15 protein-coding genes are annotated in these 17,672 nt (G+C 64.3%); 7 read left to right on the top strand and 8 right to left on the bottom strand.

Annotation, left to right across the window (positions count from 1 at the left end):
* Positions 1–157: 157 nt before the first annotated feature.
* The gene (locus QMF81_RS01665; protein ID WP_281751402.1) at positions 158–769 is read left to right on the top strand and encodes a nitroreductase family protein; all 612 of its coding nucleotides are present in this window, start codon (positions 158–160) and stop codon (positions 767–769) included.
* 73 nt (positions 770–842) lie between these two features.
* Here the strand turns inward: QMF81_RS01665 and QMF81_RS01660 are convergent, their stop codons facing one another.
* From QMF81_RS01660 to QMF81_RS01650, 3 genes are all read right to left on the bottom strand, one after another.
* A complete protein-coding gene (locus tag QMF81_RS01660; RefSeq protein WP_281751400.1) occupies positions 843–1,607 on the bottom strand; it encodes a tRNA threonylcarbamoyladenosine dehydratase in 765 nt (254 codons plus the stop codon).
* Entirely contained in the window at positions 1,604–2,491 is an 888-nt protein-coding gene (locus tag QMF81_RS01655) for a TatD family hydrolase (RefSeq protein WP_281751398.1), read from the bottom strand. The genes QMF81_RS01660 and QMF81_RS01655 overlap by 4 nt, the downstream gene beginning before the upstream one ends.
* 130 nt (positions 2,492–2,621) lie before the next feature.
* Positions 2,622–3,671 carry a tRNA(5-methylaminomethyl-2-thiouridylate) methyltransferase gene (locus QMF81_RS01650; RefSeq protein ID WP_281751396.1) on the bottom strand — a complete coding sequence of 350 codons (1,050 nt, stop codon included), beginning with the start codon at positions 3,669–3,671 and terminating at the stop codon, positions 2,622–2,624.
* Between the two features lie 177 nt (positions 3,672–3,848).
* Here QMF81_RS01650 and recA point away from each other — a divergent pair, with 177 nt between their 5' ends.
* Genes recA through metG form a run of 6 tightly spaced genes read left to right on the top strand, consistent with a single transcriptional unit; the run spans position 3,849 to position 12,678 of the window.
* Positions 3,849–4,916 (top strand): recombinase RecA, encoded by a 1,068-nt coding sequence (gene recA, locus QMF81_RS01645; protein WP_281751394.1) that lies wholly within the window; start codon positions 3,849–3,851, stop codon positions 4,914–4,916.
* A gap of 3 nt (positions 4,917–4,919) precedes the next feature.
* Positions 4,920–7,556 (top strand): alanine--tRNA ligase, encoded by a 2,637-nt coding sequence (alaS, locus tag QMF81_RS01640; protein ID WP_281751392.1) that lies wholly within the window; start codon positions 4,920–4,922, stop codon positions 7,554–7,556.
* Complete coding sequence (locus QMF81_RS01635) at positions 7,553–8,386, top strand: sulfide/dihydroorotate dehydrogenase-like FAD/NAD-binding protein (RefSeq protein ID WP_281751390.1); 834 nt, start codon at positions 7,553–7,555, stop codon at positions 8,384–8,386. Before alaS ends, QMF81_RS01635 begins: the two co-directional genes overlap by 4 nt.
* Complete coding sequence (gene gltA / locus QMF81_RS01630; RefSeq protein ID WP_281751388.1) at positions 8,379–9,791, top strand: NADPH-dependent glutamate synthase; 1,413 nt, start codon at positions 8,379–8,381, stop codon at positions 9,789–9,791. The genes QMF81_RS01635 and gltA overlap by 8 nt, the downstream gene beginning before the upstream one ends.
* On the top strand, positions 9,788–10,780 hold the full coding sequence (ricT, locus tag QMF81_RS01625; RefSeq protein WP_281751386.1) for a regulatory iron-sulfur-containing complex subunit RicT: 993 nt from the start codon (positions 9,788–9,790) through the stop codon (positions 10,778–10,780). The genes gltA and ricT overlap by 4 nt, the downstream gene beginning before the upstream one ends.
* Positions 10,777–12,678: a methionine--tRNA ligase gene (gene metG, locus QMF81_RS01620; RefSeq protein ID WP_281751384.1), complete on the top strand. Its 1,902-nt coding sequence runs from the start codon at positions 10,777–10,779 to the stop codon at positions 12,676–12,678. Before ricT ends, metG begins: the two co-directional genes overlap by 4 nt.
* 95 nt (positions 12,679–12,773) lie before the next feature.
* Here the strand turns inward: metG and QMF81_RS01615 are convergent, their stop codons facing one another.
* The 5 genes from QMF81_RS01615 to QMF81_RS01595 form a co-directional block, all read right to left on the bottom strand.
* On the bottom strand, positions 12,774–14,366 hold the full coding sequence (locus QMF81_RS01615; RefSeq protein ID WP_281751382.1) for an ATP-binding protein: 1,593 nt from the start codon (positions 14,364–14,366) through the stop codon (positions 12,774–12,776).
* 158 nt (positions 14,367–14,524) lie between these two features.
* The gene (locus QMF81_RS01610) at positions 14,525–14,791 is read right to left on the bottom strand and encodes a hypothetical protein (protein ID WP_281751380.1); all 267 of its coding nucleotides are present in this window, start codon (positions 14,789–14,791) and stop codon (positions 14,525–14,527) included.
* A complete protein-coding gene (locus tag QMF81_RS01605; RefSeq protein WP_281751378.1) occupies positions 14,788–15,762 on the bottom strand; it encodes a zinc-ribbon domain-containing protein in 975 nt (324 codons plus the stop codon). The genes QMF81_RS01610 and QMF81_RS01605 overlap by 4 nt, the downstream gene beginning before the upstream one ends.
* Positions 15,763–15,913: 151 nt before the next feature.
* The gene (locus tag QMF81_RS01600) at positions 15,914–16,255 is read right to left on the bottom strand and encodes a P-II family nitrogen regulator (protein ID WP_281751376.1); all 342 of its coding nucleotides are present in this window, start codon (positions 16,253–16,255) and stop codon (positions 15,914–15,916) included.
* A gap of 9 nt (positions 16,256–16,264) precedes the next feature.
* A complete protein-coding gene (locus QMF81_RS01595; protein WP_281751373.1) occupies positions 16,265–17,632 on the bottom strand; it encodes an ammonium transporter in 1,368 nt (455 codons plus the stop codon).
* Positions 17,633–17,672: the final 40 nt, after the last annotated feature.

Genomic DNA, 17,672 nt, shown 5'->3' with positions numbered 1-17,672 from the left:
GCAGCCCGTCAAGGTCGAGACAGCGCTGCGCTGTCTTACGGTGTCGTCGCTACCCAAGGCCGCGAGCTGGTTTTTCCCGCGCAGCTCGTTGACAAAAACGCGCGTGCGGCTACGGTGGGGGAACATCGAACAACCTCAAACCGCACGGAGTCAACCGATGTACCCTTCTGCGTATACGCCGGACTTCAGCAAGCGTGACCCCTTTCCTGGGGTGGATCCCATGTTTCCTGGCCGCTGGTCGCCGCGGTCGTTCGTGAAGACCACCATTGCCGAGGAGGATCTGACCCGCATCTTCGACGCCGCCCGCTTTGCGCCCTCGGCCTACAACGAGCAGCCGTGGCGCTTTGTGACCTCCACTCCGGAGACCTTCGACACCTTCCTTGGCCTGTTGGTGGAGGCCAACCAGAAATGGGCCAAGAACGCCGCAGTCCTTGGCTTCATCGTGGCCAAGCGCCATTTCACCCACAACGACAAACCCAATGACTGGGCGGTGTTCGATTGCGGCTCGGCCTGGATGTCCCTGACGCTGCAGGCGCGGCGCCTGGGGCTCTACACCCACGGCATGGCGGGCATCAAAAAGGACGAGATCTATGCCACCCTGGGTATCGACCGCGAGCGTTTCGAGGTCGTGGCCGGCTTTGCCATCGGCGTGCTGGACGTCAGGGAAAAACTGCCCAAGCCGTACGTGGACTGGGAAGTGCCTTCAGGACGCAAGCCGTTGGCGGAGCTCTGGTTCCAAGGGGCGTGGTCGCAGGATGCGGCAAAGTAGCGCCTGGGCGCGAGGGGTTTTGCGCACAACGCGCGGCCGGGTGTCGCGCGTTGTCTTCTCTGGGGGGTGATCCTCATTTTCGGACGGGAAAGATCTCCGGCACGAGGATGCGGATCACCTCGGCCGCGGCCATGAGCCCGAACATCCCCGTGAGGTAGGAGATGGAGCCAAGCGGTTCCCGGGGCCGGCCGCAGACCCCCTGTTCAGGGGTCTCGCCCAAAAGCGGGGGGTTGGTGTTTTGGGGCGGCTCCAGGGAAAAGACGCAGCGCACGCCGCTGGTAATCCCTAAGCGGCGCAGGCGTTTGCGCAGCACCTGGGCCAAGGGGCACACCCGGGTGCGGGCGAGGTCCGCGGTGGTGATTTGGGAGGGATCCAGCTTGGCCGCGGCCCCCATACTGGAGACCACCGGGATGCCGGCGCGCACCGCAGCGGCGATGAGGTGCACCTTGGCGTTGACTCCGTCGATGGCGTCCACCAGAGCGTCCCAGGTGGGATCGAGCAGGCTGGCCACCTCCTGGGGGGCGACGAACTCCTGGCGCGCCACGACCCGGCAATGGGGGTTGATGTCGAGCACGCGCTGCCGGGCCACCTCCGCCTTGGGCTGGCCGAGGGTAGAGGAGAGGGCGAAGAGCTGGCGGTTGCGGTTGCTCTCTCCCACCACGTCGTGGTCGAAGAGATGGAGCTCGCCGATGCCGGTGCGGGCCAGGGCCTCGGTGGCGTAGGACCCCACTGCCCCAAGACCCACCACCGCCACGCGGGCGCGGCTCAGGCGCTCCATGGCGCTGGGGCCGATGAGCTGCAGGGTGCGGGCAAAAGGTGCAAGCGACGCGGGATTCATGCTGCGGGCCTTATGAGGTTGAAGAAATCCAGGGCCGTGGCCGTGGTGGTCCGGGCCAGATCCACAGGATCCTCCCCGCGGAGCCGGGCCAGTTCCTGGACGATCATCGGCAGATAGGCGGGTTCGTTGCGCTCGTAGGGCACTCCTGCCGGGGCGATGGCCGGGCTGTCGGTCTCCACCAGGAGGCGCTCGGCGGAGATGCGCTGTGCCGCGGTGCGGGTTTTGCGGTTCTTCGGCCAGGTGACGGACCCGGCCACCGAGAGGTAGAATCCAAGCTTTTCGAACACCGGCACCATTTCGTGGGAGCCGCAGTAGGCGTGGAGCATCATGCGCCGCGGCCGCTGGGAGAGCCCAGACGTGAGCTCCACCAAGCGGCCGAAGGCCTTGCGGCAATGGATGGACACCGGCCGGTCGTAGCGGGCGGCGAGCTCCATTTGCGCGAGAAACACCTCCTCCTGGAGGCCGTCGTTGCGCTCCTCCACCTGGCGATCGAGCCCAATCTCACCGATGGCCACCGGATAGGCGGCCACCAAGGCCTCCAGGCGCCAAAGCCACCTTCGACCACACTGGGCCACGAACCAGGGGTGCACGCCCAGACTCGGGATGACCTCGGGGTATGTTTCCGCCAGGCGGAGGATGAGGTCCCAATCGCCTTGGTGGTCGCTATTGCACACCAGGCAGTGCACCCCTGCGGCGCGGGCACGGGCAATGACTCCAGCGATATCGGCGCGCAGATGGCCGTCCTGAAGATGGCAATGGGCGTCTATCAGGTACGGAGCTCCTTGACGCAGGGCCCATTCGTCCTCATGGGAAGAAGAAACCAAGGAGTCTGTCATGGGAGAACTCGTTACCGGAGTACTGCTGGTGGTGGTTTGGGTGCTCATTGCCCGCTTCGTCCTGCCCAAGATCGGTATGGGCTGAGGCCCGGCTTCGTCCAGCTGCCGGTGGCAGCCGCCCAAGAAATCGCAGCGGAAACCCTAAGCAAGCGAGCAGCGCGCCGAGCCTCTCGTGAGGTCAGCGCGCTGGCGAGGAATCTTCCATCCATTGCGCCTTTGCTTCCCGGATGTCTTCCCAGGCAGGGGGCTTCTCGAAGAAGCAGGCCGGAAGCACCTCCACGGTGTGTTGGCTATGGTCGTTCTCCACGCGCACCCGGATCGCCCCGCCAGCGGCCCGGGCCTTGGGGGCGAAGTGGGCCAACGTCGCCGCGGCCTGCCGCACGGTGGCGACGTCCCACACGGCCCCGGGAAGCGGCCGGGCGATGCCCGTGGGTCCGGGGAATTGTTCCAGCTGAAAAACCAGGTCTCCAGGGCGGCGCAGCGAGCAGAGCACCTGGCCGTCGCGCTCGCTGCGGGAAAGCACCAGCCAGTGGCGGCCATGCCAGAGCTGCCGTCCCACATTGGCGAGGTGAAAATCCTCGGCCCGCAGTGCGGCAAATTGCAGAAGCGGCCAGTAGCGCCGGGCCGATTCCTTTTCCGTGAGTCGGCATCCGCCCCCTTGGGCCGGGATGCGGGAGATCCCCATGGCCCGGGCCAGCTCCAGTTGGGCCTTGCGGCCGCGGCCGTGGATAGCGCCCAGGCGTTCACGGTCCACCATGCCGGACTCCTCCATGGGCGTGGGCGGCAGCAGCTTGGCGCACAATGGCCGCAGCAAGAGGTCGCGCACGCCGGCATCGTTGCGGATGGCGTTCAAGGTGTCTTCCCGTTGGGACATGGGGCGCTGGCCGAGCACCTCGCCGGAGACGAGAAACTGCGCCCCGAAGTGGGAGAGCAGCGCGCGGGCCTGGCGGAGCATGAGGATCTTGCAGTCCACACAGGGGTTGAGGGTCTTGCCCAGACCGTGGGCGGGCCTGGCGGCGAGCATGTCCACGAACGCCTGCCCGATGTCGATCACCTCGAGGGTGACGCCGTAGTCGCGCTCCCAGGCGGCAACAGCCTGGGGTTTGCCAAAAAACGGAGACACGAAATGGAGCCCCAAGACCGAAAGGCCTTGGGCCATCACCATGCGGGTGGCAAGGATGCTGTCCAGCCCGCCGGAAAAGAGCGAAAGGGCATGATAGGTCGGCATGGGGCGCGGCTAGGCATAGGTTGTGGATTTTGGCAAGGCGAAAATCAGACTTTTGGAATCAGCTTGAAAGCCAAGTAATTTTAGATAATTGACGTAAATTGCCGCATTTGCCCTTTGCAGGGCCTTGGGCTATCAAGCCCTTTTCTTGTGACGTATCGAATTGTTGCGGAGGAAACCATGGCCCGACCCCCCAAGCTGTCTGCGGAAGACGCCCGGCGCGAAGCGTTGGCCACGGCGCTGGCCACCATTGAACGGCGCTATGGCCAAGGCTCGGTCATGCGCCTGTCGGAAGAGAGTCACCAACCCATCGCGGTTATTCCTACGGGTTCCATTGCCTTGGATTTGGCCTTGGGGGTGGGTGGCATCCCCAAAGGCCGGGTGACGGAGATCTACGGCCCCGAGTCCTCGGGCAAGACCACCTTGGCCCTGCACGTCATCGCCCAGGCCCAGCGTCAGGGAGGAATTGCCGCCTTCATCGACGCCGAGCACGCCCTGGACGTCAACTATGCCCGCCGCCTGGGGGTGCGCACCGACGATCTGCTCATTTCTCAGCCCGACTACGGCGAGCAGGCCCTGGAGATTGCGGATATGCTGGTGCGCTCCGGCGCCGTGGACGTAGTGGTGGTGGACTCGGTGGCGGCGCTCATCCCCCAGGCCGAGCTCGAAGGCACCATGGGCGAGTCCCAGGTGGGCGGCCAGGCCCGGCTCATGTCGCATGCCATGCGCAAGCTCACGGGCACCATCCACAAGTCGCGTACCGCGCTCATCTTCATCAACCAACTCCGCATGAAGATCGGCGTCACCGGCTATGGCAGCCCCGAGACCACCACCGGCGGCAACGCCCTCAAGTTCTACGCCTCGGTGCGGCTGGATGTGCGCCGCATCCAGACCCTCAAGGACAAGGAAGAATCCTACGGCAACCGGGTGCGGGTGAAGGTGGCCAAGAACAAAGTGGCCCCACCTTTCCGGGAGGCGGAATTCGATATCCTCTATGGCACCGGCGTCTCGCATGAGGGCGAGCTCATTGACCTGGGAGTGGAGCACGGCATCATCGACAAGAGCGGCGCTTGGTACGCCTTTGGCTCCGAGCGTCTGGGGCAGGGCAAGGAGAATGCCCGCGCCCTGCTTGCGGAAAATGAGGCCTTGCGCACCCAAATCCATCATGCCCTGCTTTCGCGTTTGGGCTTGCCGCTGCCAGAAACGGGCGAGCTTCAGGCGGAAGAGGAAGAATCGTCGAGGGAATAAGCTGTGTTCACATCAAAGGATATTCGTCAGAAATTTTTGGATTTTTTTGCCAGGCACGGCCATAGCGTGGAGCCGAGTTCTTCGCTCATCCCCCAGGACGACCCCACGCTGCTCTTCACCAATGCCGGCATGGTGCAGTTCAAGAAGGTGTTTTTGGGCCTGGAAAAGCGTCCCTACTCCCGGGCCACCACGTCCCAGAAGTGCCTGCGGGTGGGCGGCAAGCACAACGACCTGGAAAACGTCGGCCGCACGGCCCGGCACCACACCTTCTTCGAGATGCTCGGCAACTTCAGCTTTGGCGACTACTTCAAGCGCGAGGCCATTGCCATGGCCTGGAGCTTTGTCACCGAGGAACTGGGGCTGGACAGAGACCGGCTCTACATCACCGTGTTCCGCGACGACGACGAGGCCGCGGCCCTGTGGCAGGAGGTGGCCGGGGTGCCGGCAGAGCGCATCTACCGCCTGGGCGAGAAGGACAATTTCTGGGCCATGGGCGACACCGGTCCGTGCGGCCCGTGCTCGGAGATCCATGTGGATCAGGGCGCGGACATGGCCTGCGGTCCGGACTGCGGCATTGGCCGCTGCGATTGCGACCGCTTCCTTGAGATCTGGAACCTGGTGTTCATGCAGTACGAGCGCAGCGCCGACGGCACGCTGACACCGCTGCCGCGCCCGAGCATCGATACCGGCATGGGTCTGGAGCGCATCACCGCCGTGTGCCAGGGCAAGCGCTCCAATTTCGACTCCGATCTCTTCCAGGGGCTTATCCGCGCCATGGCCGCCAAGGCGCACGTGACGTATGGCGCGGCGGAAGACACGGACACGGCCTTGCGGGTCATCGCGGATCATAGCCGCGCCATCGCCTTTCTGCTTGCTGACGGCATGCTGCCTTCCAACGAGGGCCGTGGCTACGTGTTGCGCCGGCTCATCCGCCGCGCCTTCCGCTTCGGTCGGCTGTTGGGCTTTAGCGAGCCTTTTCTGCATACCGCCTGTGCCCAGGTGGTGGAGGAGATGGGCGATGTCTACCCCGAGCTCGTGGCCGCGCGGGATTTTCTCGTGCGCGCCGTGCGCCAGGAAGAAGAGCGCTTCGGCCAGACCTTGGATCGGGGGCTCGCCCTCTTGGAAGAGGCCCTGGCCACGCTTCCTGCGGGCGGCACTTTGCCGGGAGAAGTGGTGTTCAAGCTCTATGACACCTATGGCTTTCCCCTGGACATCGTGAACGACGTGGCCGGCAAAGGTGGTTTTGCCGTGGATGAGGCGGGCTTTCAGGCCCTGATGGCGGCCCAGAAGCGCCAGTCCAAGGAGGCCTGGGCCGGTTCCGGCGACAAAGGTCTGGCACAGCGTTTTGCCGCCCTTACCGCCGCAGGCCTGGAATCTTCCTTCGTGGGCGACGAGACCTTGCGCGTCCGCAGCCGGATAACCGCGCTTCTGGATGCGGACGGCGCCCCGTGCACGCGCCTTGCCCAGGGCGAGACCGGCTACGTGGTAACGGCGCGCACCCCCTTCTACGGGGAGTCCGGCGGCCAGGTGGGCGACACGGGCCGCGCGGAGACCGTCACCGGCGCCCTGCGCGTGCTGGACGCCCAAAAGCCGAGCCCCGGTCTCATCGTCCACAAGGTGGAGGTGGTGCAGGGCGAGGTCCTGGCGGACCAGGAGATTGCTCTGGCCGTGGAAGAGGGGGTACGCCTGGCCACGGCCCGCAACCATACCTGCACCCATTTGCTCCACGCCGCCCTGCGCCGGGTGCTGGGCGAGCACGTCACCCAGGCGGGCTCGCTGGTGACTCCGGAGCGGCTGCGTTTTGACTTCAAGCATGGTGCACCCCTGACCCCGGAAGAGGTGGCGCGGGTGGAAGATGAGGTGAACCGAGCCATTTTGGCGGATACGCCGGTGTGCGTCACGGTCATGGCCCAGGAAGAAGCCATGGCCCGGGGCGCCATGGCCTTGTTCGGGGAAAAATATGGCGCCGAGGTCCGGGTGGTGGAGGTACCGGGCGAATCCATGGAGCTGTGCGGCGGCACCCATCTGCAGCGCACCGGTCAGGCCGGGTGTTTCTGCATCGTTTCGGAAACCGGCATTGCCGCGGGCGTGCGGCGCATCGAGGCCCTCTCCGGCTGGGGGGCGCTGCGCCATTTGCAGGCCTACCGGAGCGAGGTGGAAGCGGTGGCCGGACTCCTCAAGGCCGCCCCGGGTGAGTTGGGCCGCAAAGTGACGGCCCTGCGCGAGGAAGCCAAGGCCCTGGAGAAGGAAGTGGCCCGCCTGCGTGCCGAGGCCGCCAAGAGCAGCTGCGCCGACCTCACCCCCGAGGTCGTGGCCGGAGTACCGCTGCTCGCCCGCCAGGTGGAGGCCGCAGACATGGACGCCTTGCGTGCGCTCATGGATGATCTGCGCTCCCGCATCCCAAGCGGGGTCTTGGCCTTGGCGGCAGACCTCGGCGGCAAGGCGGGCCTGGTGGTCTCCGTATCCAAGGACCTCCATGGCCGGTTTACGGCCCCGGCCCTCATCAAGGCCATGGCCGCGGCCGTGGGCGGCGGCGGCGGTGGCCGGCCGGATCTCGCCCAGGCGGGCGGTGCTCAGCCGCAAGGGATCCCGGAGGCCTTGGCGACCCTGCGCCGCATCGTTACCGGAGAGGCGGCATGACGCGCATTGTACATCGTCGCGACATCATCCCTGGGCAGACGGTGGAGATGGTGCTCCATGCCCCAGCCATTGCCGCTGCCGCGCGGCCGGGACACTTCGTCATCCTGCGCGTGCACCCCATGGGCGAGCGCATCCCGCTCACCATTGCCGATGCGGACGCAGCGGCAGGCACCATCACCATCGTGTTCTTGGTGGTGGGCACCACCACCGCCCGGTTGGCGCAGCTCTCGGAAGGCGAGGAAATCCTCGACGTGTGCGGCCCGCTGGGGCAGGCCACGCATCTGGTGCGCGTGGGCAAGGTGGTGTGTGTGGGCGGGGGAACCGGCATCGCCGCCATGCATCACATCGCCAAGGGGCACGCCCAGGTGGGCAACCAGGTCACGGCGGTCATCGGCGCGCGCTCGGCGGATCTCCTCCTCTTCGAGGAAGAACTCGGCCGCTTCTGCCACGAGGTGCTGGTGGCCACCAACGACGGCTCCCGCGGGGTGCGGGGGCTGGTGACCGATGCCTTGCGGCGGCATCTCGCGATTCATCCCGATGTGGCCGAGGTGGTGGCGGTGGGCCCGGTGCCCATGATGCGCGCCGTGGCCGAACTCACCCGGCCCTTGGGCATCAAGACCGTGGTCAGCCTCAATTCCATCATGGTGGATGGCATGGGCATGTGCGGGGCCTGCCGGGTGCGGGTGGGCGGCGAGATCCGCTTTGCCTGCGTGGATGGGCCGGAGTTCGATGGGCATGCCGTGGACTTCGACGAGTTGGCGGCCCGGCTGACGGCCTTCGTTCCCCAGGAGCGTCAAAGCTACGGATGCTTGGGGGTTTGTCATGGCTAGAGGGAAGATCCGTCCGCGCGTCCCCATGCCCATGCAGGACCCTTTGGTGCGGCGGGGCAATTTCCACGAGGTGGCCTTGGGCTACACCCGCGAACAGGCCATGGCCGAGGCCAGTCGCTGTTTGCAGTGCACAAAGCCCACCTGCCAGTCGGGGTGCCCGGTGGAGGTGGATTGCAAGGGCTTTATCGCCCACCTTGCCCAAGGGGACGTGGAAGGCGCTTTTGCGGTCATCCGGCACACCAACAGCCTGCCTGCGGTGTGCGGCCGGGTATGCCCGCAGGAGAAGCAATGCGAGCGGGCGTGCAAACTCGCCCCCACGGGCGAGCCCATCGCCATTGGCCGGCTGGAGCGCTTTGTGGCCGACGCCTACTATACCTCGGATGCCTGCGCCTCGGCCATCGCCGCGGCGAGCCATTGCCGCATGCCCCAAAGGGATGTCCGGGTGGCGTGTGTGGGCTCCGGGCCCAGCAGTCTCACGGCGGCTGGGCTGCTCGCCGCCCTGGGGGCGCAGGTGACGGTGTTCGAGGGACTGCATGAGATCGGCGGGGTCTTGGTGTACGGGATCCCGGAGTTTCGGCTGCCCAAGCGTATCGTGGCCACGGAGGTGGAACATTTGCGCCGTCTGGGTGTGGAGTTCCGCACCAATTGGGTGGTGGGCCAGACCATCGGTTTGCGCGCCCTCTTGGAGAGGGGCTACCAAGCGGTTTTTGTGGGTACCGGCGCGGGACTGCCGCAATTTCCCGGAATCCCGGGGGAGAGCCTGCTTGGGGTGTACAGCGCCAACGAGTACCTGACCCGGGTCAATCTCATGCGCGCCTACGAATTTCCCCGGGCCGATACCCCTTTGCCCCAGGGGCGGCGGGTGACGGTCATCGGCGGCGGCAACGTGGCCATGGACGCGGCCCGCACTGCCCTGCGTCTGGGCGCCTTGGAGGTCACCATCGTCTATCGCCGTACCCAGGCCGAGATGCCCTGCCGCCAGGAAGAGCTCGAACATGCCGTGGAAGAAGGGGTGCGGGTGCGCGAGCTCGTGGCCCCGGTAGCCTTCGAGGGCGACGGCAAGGGCTGGCTTGCGGGTCTGCGGGTGGAGCACATGGTTTTGGGTGAGCCGGACGACTCGGGGCGCCGTCGTCCCATCCCCACCGGGACCACGGAAGTCCTCCCCACGGACCTGTGCATCATTGGCATCGGCACCGGGCCCAATCCGGTGCTGCTGCGCGCCACGCCAGAACTGGCGCGGAACCGTTGGGGATACATCGTGACCGATCCCGAAACCGGGGAGACCTCCATCCCCATGGTCTTTGCCGGCGGCGATATCGTTACCGGTGCGGCCACCGTGGTCTTGGCCATGGGCGCAGGGCGGCGGGCGGCGCAGGAAATCGCGCGGCGTTTGGGGCTCGTATGACGGAAGAGACCATGGGACGGTACTTGGGTGTGGCCTTCAAGCGTGGGGGCATGATCTATTATTTTTCCTCCGCCCCTTTTGTGCTGGCGGTGCACGACTGGGTCTTGGTGAAGACCGAGGAAGGCATCGGCTTTGGCCAGATCGTCATCATCAAGGATGAACTGCCGCCGGGCCTGGATCCTGCCCAGGTGAAGCCCATCTACCGGCCGGCCACCCAGGAAGACTTCCAGACCGTGGCCGAAAACCAGCAGCACGCGGTGGAGGCCAAGGCCATCTGCCAGCAGGCCATCGCCCGCCTGGGGCTGGAGATGAAGCTGGTGGATGTGGAGGTGAGCTTTGATCGCAGCAAGATGCTCTTTTACTTCACGGCCCCTGGCCGGGTGGATTTCCGGGAGCTGGTGAAGGACCTGGTGCGTACCTTCCGCACCCGCATCGAACTGCGGCAGATTGGTGTGCGCCACGAGACCCAGATGCTGGGCGCCCTGGGCAATTGCGGCATGGTGTGCTGCTGCCGACGGTTTTTACGCCGCTTTGAACCGGTGACCATCAAGATGGCCAAGGATCAGAATTTGTTCCTCAACCCCGCCAAGATCTCCGGGGCCTGCGGCCGTCTGCTCTGCTGCCTGGCCTATGAGACGGAAAACTACGCCGAATTTCAACGGCGACTGCCCAAGATCGGCCGTCGCTACTATACCATCCATGGTTTGGTGAAGACCCTGCGCGCCAACATGTTTCGGGACACGGTAACGGTGCTGACCGACGAGGGCGACGAACTGGATATTCCCTTGGAAGAGTGGCCGACGCTGGTATTGCCCGATGAGCGTGGGGCAAATGGGGAGCGGGCAAGCGAGCGTCCTGCTGCCCCGTCGCAGCCGAGCGCGTCGGACTCCCAGCCGTCTGCGGCCGCCGTGCCTTCAGGGCCTCGTTCTCCGCGCCAGGGAAAGCGTCTTGCGAAGAAATCCCCCAAGTCCAAGAGAGTTGCATCGTGAAATACTTCTTTGTCTCCACTCCCATTTACTACGTCAACGCCCGGCCCCATTTGGGGCATGCCTACTCGACCATTGTGGCCGACAGCATCGCCCGCTTCCATAAGCTGGCCGGCGATACCGTGTTTTTCCTCACCGGCACCGATGAGCATGGCGACAAGATCGTCCAGGCGGCCCAAAAGGCCCAGATGGACGTGCAGCGCTATGTGGATGATATTAGTAGTAGTTTTCAGGAGTTATGGCCGCATCTCGAAATCGAGAACGACGACTTCATCCGCACCACCATGGAACGCCACAAAGCGTGTGTGCAGTATGTGCTCCAAAAGGTGTACGACAGTGGTGACATCTATTTTGCGGAGTATGAAGGCCTGTATTGCTATGGCTGTGAGCGCTTCTATACCGAAAAGGAGCTGGTGGATGGCAAATGCCCCGACCACCAGGTAGAGCCCACACGCATCAAGGAAAAAAACTACTTTTTCCGCATGTCACGGTATCTCGATGCGCTCCGGCGCCATATCGAAGAGCATCCCGAATTCATCCAGCCTGAGCGCTATCGCAACGAAGTCCTTGCCATGCTGCGCGAGGATCTCGGTGATTTGTGCATCTCCCGCCCCAAGACGCGGCTCACTTGGGGGATCGATCTCCCCTTTGACACGGACTTTGTCACCTACGTGTGGTTTGATGCCCTCATCAACTACATCTCCGCCCTGGGGTATCCCGGGGACGATCGTTTCCGGAAGTTCTGGTCCGGCGCCCACCATATCGTGGCCAAGGACATCCTCAAACCGCACGCCATCTTCTGGCCGACCATGCTGATGGCTGCGGGCCTGCCGCTCTACAAAGGCTTGCGGGTGCATGGCTACTGGACCGTGGGCGAGACCAAGATGTCCAAGAGCCTTGGCAACGTGGTGGCGCCCTTGGATATGGCCCAGCGCTATGGGGTGGCGGCCTTCCGCTACTTCCTTTTGGCGGAGATGAGTTTCGGCCAGGACGCTTCGTTCACCGAGGAGGCGCTGGTGCAGCGCTTCAACGCCGACCTGGCCAATGACCTCGGGAATCTTTTTTCCCGCACCCTGACCATGACCCACAAGTACTGTGGGGGCCGGGTGCCCGAGTGTGGGGAACTCACCGAACTGGACCGCGAGGTGCTGAGCATCGGTCATAATGCCCTGGCCAACTTCCAGGGCCAGTTCCAGCACTTCCATTTTTCTCGGGCCGTGGCCTCCTTGTGGGAGCTGGTGCGGCACCTCAACAAATACATCGACAAAAGCGCGCCCTGGGCCCTGTTCAAGGCGGGTGAAACCATCCGATTGAATACTGTGCTCTATGTGGTGCTGGAGGGGATGCGGAAGGTGGCCTTGCACCTGTGGCCGGTGATGCCGTCGCTCTCCGAGGCCATGCTGGAGCAGCTGGGATGGAAATGGGATCTTGCCGCCGTGGACCTGGAAGGCGAGACTTCGTCGTGGTTTGGGCTGCAGCCCGGCACCCCGGTGGCGGCGAGCTCCAACCTCTTCCCGCGCAAGGAGGTGGTTGCAGCGCCCAAGCCTGAGCCCAAGACCGCAGCCCCCACCAAGGAAGCCGTGGACTTCGAGGTCTTCAGCCAATTGGACCTGCGTGTGGGCACCGTGGTGGAGGCCCTGCCCCATCCTCAGGCGGACCGTCTGCTCTTGGTGCGCCTGGACGACGGCGGCACCGAGCCCCGGCAGGTGGTGGCCGGCATTGCCGAGAGCTGGAAACCCGCCGATTTGCTCGGCCGCCAGGTGGTGTTCGTGGCCAACCTCAAGCCGCGCAAGCTGCGCGGGCAAGTGTCCCAAGGGATGATCTTGGCGGTGAAGACCAAAGACGGCCTTGCCCTGCTTTCCCCCACAAGTCCGGTGCCGCCGGGAAGCGTGGTGTCGTAACCGCCAAACCACACAGAGTAGTTGCGGCGCTTTTCCCACTTGGGTGAAGCGCCGCGTTTTTTGGCCTTGTCTGAGGGCGCTTGCCGCGCCATGAGTTACGCTGCGGCCACCTCCCAGCCGATGATCTGGTGTTTGGTTTTGCTGAACTCCACGCCCACTTCGATGACCCGATGCACGCCGGGTGCATTGCGGTACGGGGCGGCATAGTGGCGTTGTTGGATTTGGCGCAGTGCCTCGCCAGTGGGGCTCTCCCCGGAGATCACTTTGAATTCGAAAATCCACACGGTGTGTTGCATCTTGGCCACGAGATCGACACGTCCTTCCCGGCTATGGGACTCCGGCGTGAGCTCTGCGCCGGTACTGGCCAAAAAGCTGAAAAAGACGCTGGCGTAGTAGCCTTCGTAGTCGCCGGCGGCCAGGGGCCAGTCGTAGGGGATGCGCTCGAAGAGGCGCACCAATTCAGCATGGACTGCGTCGGCATCCCCGGCAGCGAGGGCATGCACGAGGGCGATGGTGGCTTCGGTGTCGCGATGGGGTACCAGGACTTCTAGGAGCGAGTCATTCAATGCGGCGCTGACTTCCAGATTCGGCACCCCGAGTTCGAAAAAAGGCAGGGCCCCTTGGCGTTGGACTCCTTTGATGGTGAGGTAGCCTGTTTGCCAGAGGAGGGCTTCAGGCCGAATATGATCCACGTCGAAGCTCCCCAAAACGGTGGGCGTGACCCGCATTTGGGCCAGCTTGGGGGTGAAAAAACGCCGCGTCTTGAGGAGTTCGATGAGGAAAGTCGGCGTCGAGGTCTCAAACCACCAGGGGCGGAATTGGCGCTCCGCGAACATCAAAAGCACGTCGTAGGGGTTGTACATTCGTTGCGGTCCGCCCCACCAATAGCCGTTGTACCATTGGCGCACGAGATCTCGGTCCAAGGGTCGGCCCGCGGCTGCGGCTGCTTCGAATTCTGGGGCAAAGATAGTGTCGAGATCAGCGTCGCTATAGCCGCAGATGGCTCCGAATTCTTCGGAAATGGTGATATCGCGCAGGTTGTTGAGTCCGGAAAATATGGAAACCTGGCTGAATTTGCTTACCCCAGTAAGCAGGACGAAGCGCAGAGCAGCGCTCGTATCTTTGAGTACGCTATAGAGCCTTTTGAGCGTCTCCCGCATTTCGGAGGCGAGTTCAATGTTGGTGATGTGGTCGAGGATAGGCTTGTCGTACTCGTCCACCAGGACCACCGCAGGCATTGCATATATCTCGGCGGCGCGGGTAATGAGCTGGGCCAGGCGGAGATCGAGGGAGAGAGCCGCGGGCGGGTCGATCTCCACCTTGAGGCGGGCGGCATTGGTGGTCAGTTGGTAGTGGATGTATTCTTCGAGCTCGCTCTGTGTGGCGAGCGGTCCGATGGCAAAGGAGAGTCGAATCACCGCAAAGCGTCTCTCCCAATCCCAATGGTCCGCAAGATAAAGGGCCGGTCTGTGGTGATTTGTATCTGCAGTGAAGAGCGTGCGGTTTCCTGCGAAGGCTTCGGCAATGGTGTCGAGGAGCAGCGATTTGCCAAAGCGTCGTGGCCGGGAAAGGAAGTAAAATTTTCCTGTGGCCAGCTGCGCAATAAAGGGCGTTTTGTCGACGTAGTAGAACCCTTCATGACGAATTTGGGCAAAACTTTGAATGCCGATGGGGAGTTTGTGACGCATGCGCGGTTCCCTTTGAGAACTATCTTCATCCATGTCCGGTGACTGCCTGTCATGCCTGATGGAGCGCTTGCAACAGAAAACTTCCCGCACGCCTCTCTAAGAGCCGCTGCGTTGGTGAAGCTCGGGCCCTGCCTCTTGGGCCTTGGTGGGCAGGGGCGTTACTGCAGCCGGTGCGTGGGCGGGGGGGCGGGCACGGCGTCCAGTGGTTGGGCCGGGGCCCGGCAGCCTGCTTCCAGGTCGGCGAGTTCTTGGCGGATACGCTTGAGGCGGCGCGGCACCGATGGGTCTGGGTGGGGCATGCGCGCCAGGTTGTCGAGCACCTGGCCGATTTCATGGAGCAGGGCCGGCAGCGACGGCGGCGTGGCTGGCGCGGGGGGCGTACTGCGGCCGCCAAACAAACGGGCAAGGAAGGTCTTCCAGCTCATACCGCAGTCCCCATGACCCAGGTGAGCCCAATGGCCACGGCGAACATGAGCACCATGGGGACCACCAGGGCGCCGAGCACCTGGGACGGACGGGCGCCGTGCACATGGCGCAGGGCGAGGAATTTGTACACCGTGGTGGCCACGATGGCCATGGGCAGGCCCAAATACGGCACCACCAGCAGGAGCATGGGCGCGGCGCTGTACGCCTGGGCGCGGAAGGTGCCTTCCAAGCCTTTGTGGGCGCCGCGGAAAAGCTGGAGGAAGAAGTGGTTGACCACCGTGTCCATGAAGAGGAAGAAGCTGATCTGGAGCGGATAGAGCAGCAAGGCCACGGTGGCCTGGGCGGTATGGCCAAGCCCTTCGGTGAGCGGCGCTGGCGGCAGGATGCCCAAAAGCTGCCACAGGGCCTGGGCGATGGCCACGGCCTCAGCGAGGATGAGGAAGAAGAGCAGCGGCTTGATGTAGCCGGCTCCCACCGGTAGGGTACGGAAGAAGCGCACCGGCGAGACAAGGATCGCCCAAAGGGTGGACAGGTAGGCGGCAAACGGCGCAGTGGTTGCGGTCTCCCAGGCCGGCGGCAGAGGCTCGGGGACTTCGGGTGGCAGGAGTTCTGATTCGCCTTCCGGTTCCTCCCCCAGATGGTCTTCGGGATCTCTGGCGGTCTGGGGCTTGGTGGGTTCGTCGGGGCGCAGGGCGTGCAGGGCCTCCCAGAGGTCGGTATCCGGAGTACTCTCGTCCGCAGGAGGGGTTGGGGGGGCTGCGCGGTCTTCCCGGATTGGTGGCTTTTCTGCGGCCATGGGAGGCACCGGTTCTTGCGGCGCCGGCGCTTGGGGGGCGGAGTCCGTGGCCATGGGCGGGGTAAAGGGGAATTTGTGGCTGCACTGGGGACAGGTGGCTCGTACCGGACGCTTGGGGAGTTTTTCCGGCGGCATATGGCGGGAAAAGCCACAATTGGGACAGGTGATGCGCATCGCTCCTCCATGCAATGAGAGACGGAGCAACCATACCGGCAGAAACCCGGAAGCGCAAGGCCGCACGCGGCCCACAGCCAGGCGGTCATAAAAACGCCCCGGCCGCTGGGGACCGGGGCGATTGAATGAATGGCGAGGGACGGTGCCCAAGCTAGCCCATGGCGGCCGGCCCGGTTTCCTGGGTACGGATGCGGATGGCGGCGGCGCATTCCACGACGAAGATGACGCCGTCCCCTTCTTTGCCGGTGCGGGCGCCGGCGCTGATGCCTTCCACCGCGGCTTCCACGAACTCGTCGTTGACGCCGATCTCGAGGCGCACCTTTTTGAGCAGATTCACTTCCATGACCACGCCGCGATAGGTCTCGGTGAAGCCCTTTTGCCGGCCGCTGCCGAGCACGTTGGTCACGGACATGTTGTAGATCTTGCGGCTATAGAGCTCTTGTTTCACGGCGTTCAAGCATTCCGGGCGGATGTAGGCGATGACCAGTTTCATGGGGCCCTCCTATTCGTTGGCGAAGATTTGGAAGCCGTTGTAGCCTTCCATGCCGTGCTCGGTGATATCGAGACCTTTGAGTTCCTCTTCCGCGCTGACCCGCAGGCCCATGAGGGCGTCCAGGACCTTGAAGAGGATAAAGCCGCAGCCAAAGCCCCAGGCCGCAATGGCCAGGGCGCCGGTGATTTGGGTGAGCAGGAGTCCTGCACCGCCGCCGTAGAGTAGTCCCGTGTTCGAACCGAATCCCGGGGCGGCAAAGAAGCCCACGAGGATGGTCCCGAGCGTGCCGCACAGGCCGTGTACTGAGGATGCGCCCACCGGGTCGTCGATCTTCAGGGTCTTGTCGATAAACTCGATGCTGGGCACCACCACCAGTCCCGCAATGGCGCCGATGGCAAGGGCGCCCATGGGCGAGACCTCGGCGCAGCCGGCGGTGATGGCCACCAGCCCCGCCAGGGTGCCGTTGAGGGTCATGGAGGTATCAGGCTTGCCGAAGCGCATCCAGGCCATGATCATGGCGCCCAGGGTGCCGGCGCAGGCTGCCAGGCTCGTGGTGACGGCGATGAAGCCGATGTCGCCCGTGGCCGCGGTGGTGCTGCCGGGATTGAACCCGAACCAGCCGAACCAGAGGATGAAGACCCCAAGCCCTGCCAAGGGGATGCTATGCCCGGGAATGGCCCGCGCCTTACCGTCCGGGCCGTATTTGCCGATGCGCGGGCCCAGGACGAGGGCACCGGCCAGGGCGATCCAGCCGCCCAGTGAGTGTACCACGGAAGAACCAGCAAAATCGATGAACCCCATTTGGGCGAGCCAGCCCGCACCTTCGTCCCCAAGCCAGAGATTGCCCCAGGCCCAATGCCCGGAGATGGGATAGATGAGGGCCGAGATGACGAGACTGGAGACAATATAGGTGCGAAACTGGGTGCGCTCGGCCAGGGCGCCGGAGACGATGGTGGCGCTGGTGGCGGCAAATACCGATTGGAAGAACCAGAAGGTCAGCCCCCATTGGCCCTCCGGCGTGGTGGTATCAAGGCCTGCCAGGGCAAAGCCGGACGTACCGAAGACGCCTGCGGCGTCGGCGCCGAACATCAAGGCAAAGCCCACGAGAAAATAGGCCGGCGAGCCGGCGGCAAAGTCCAGGAGGTTCTTCATGATGATATTGCCGGCGTTCTTGGCGCGGGTAAAGCCCGCCTCCACCATGGCGAACCCGGCCTGCATGAACATGACCAGGATGGCGGCGATCAAGGTCCACAGCAGGTTGGCGCTGGATTGGGTGAAAAATTCTGGCGCTTCCGCCAGGGCCAAAGCCGGGGTCCCCAGGACCACAAGGCCGGCGAGCATGGCCCGCCGCGGCCAACAGATGGAATATGCGAACATACACAAGCCTCCACACGTTGCAGGTTACGGTACGTGGGGC

Origin of the sequence: Thermodesulfomicrobium sp. WS (assembly GCF_027925145.1) — a bacterium.
GTDB lineage: Bacteria > Desulfobacterota > Desulfovibrionia > Desulfovibrionales > Desulfomicrobiaceae > Thermodesulfomicrobium.
Note: the sequence above shows the minus strand (reverse complement) of the source record. Positions and strands in the feature narration are given on the sequence as shown.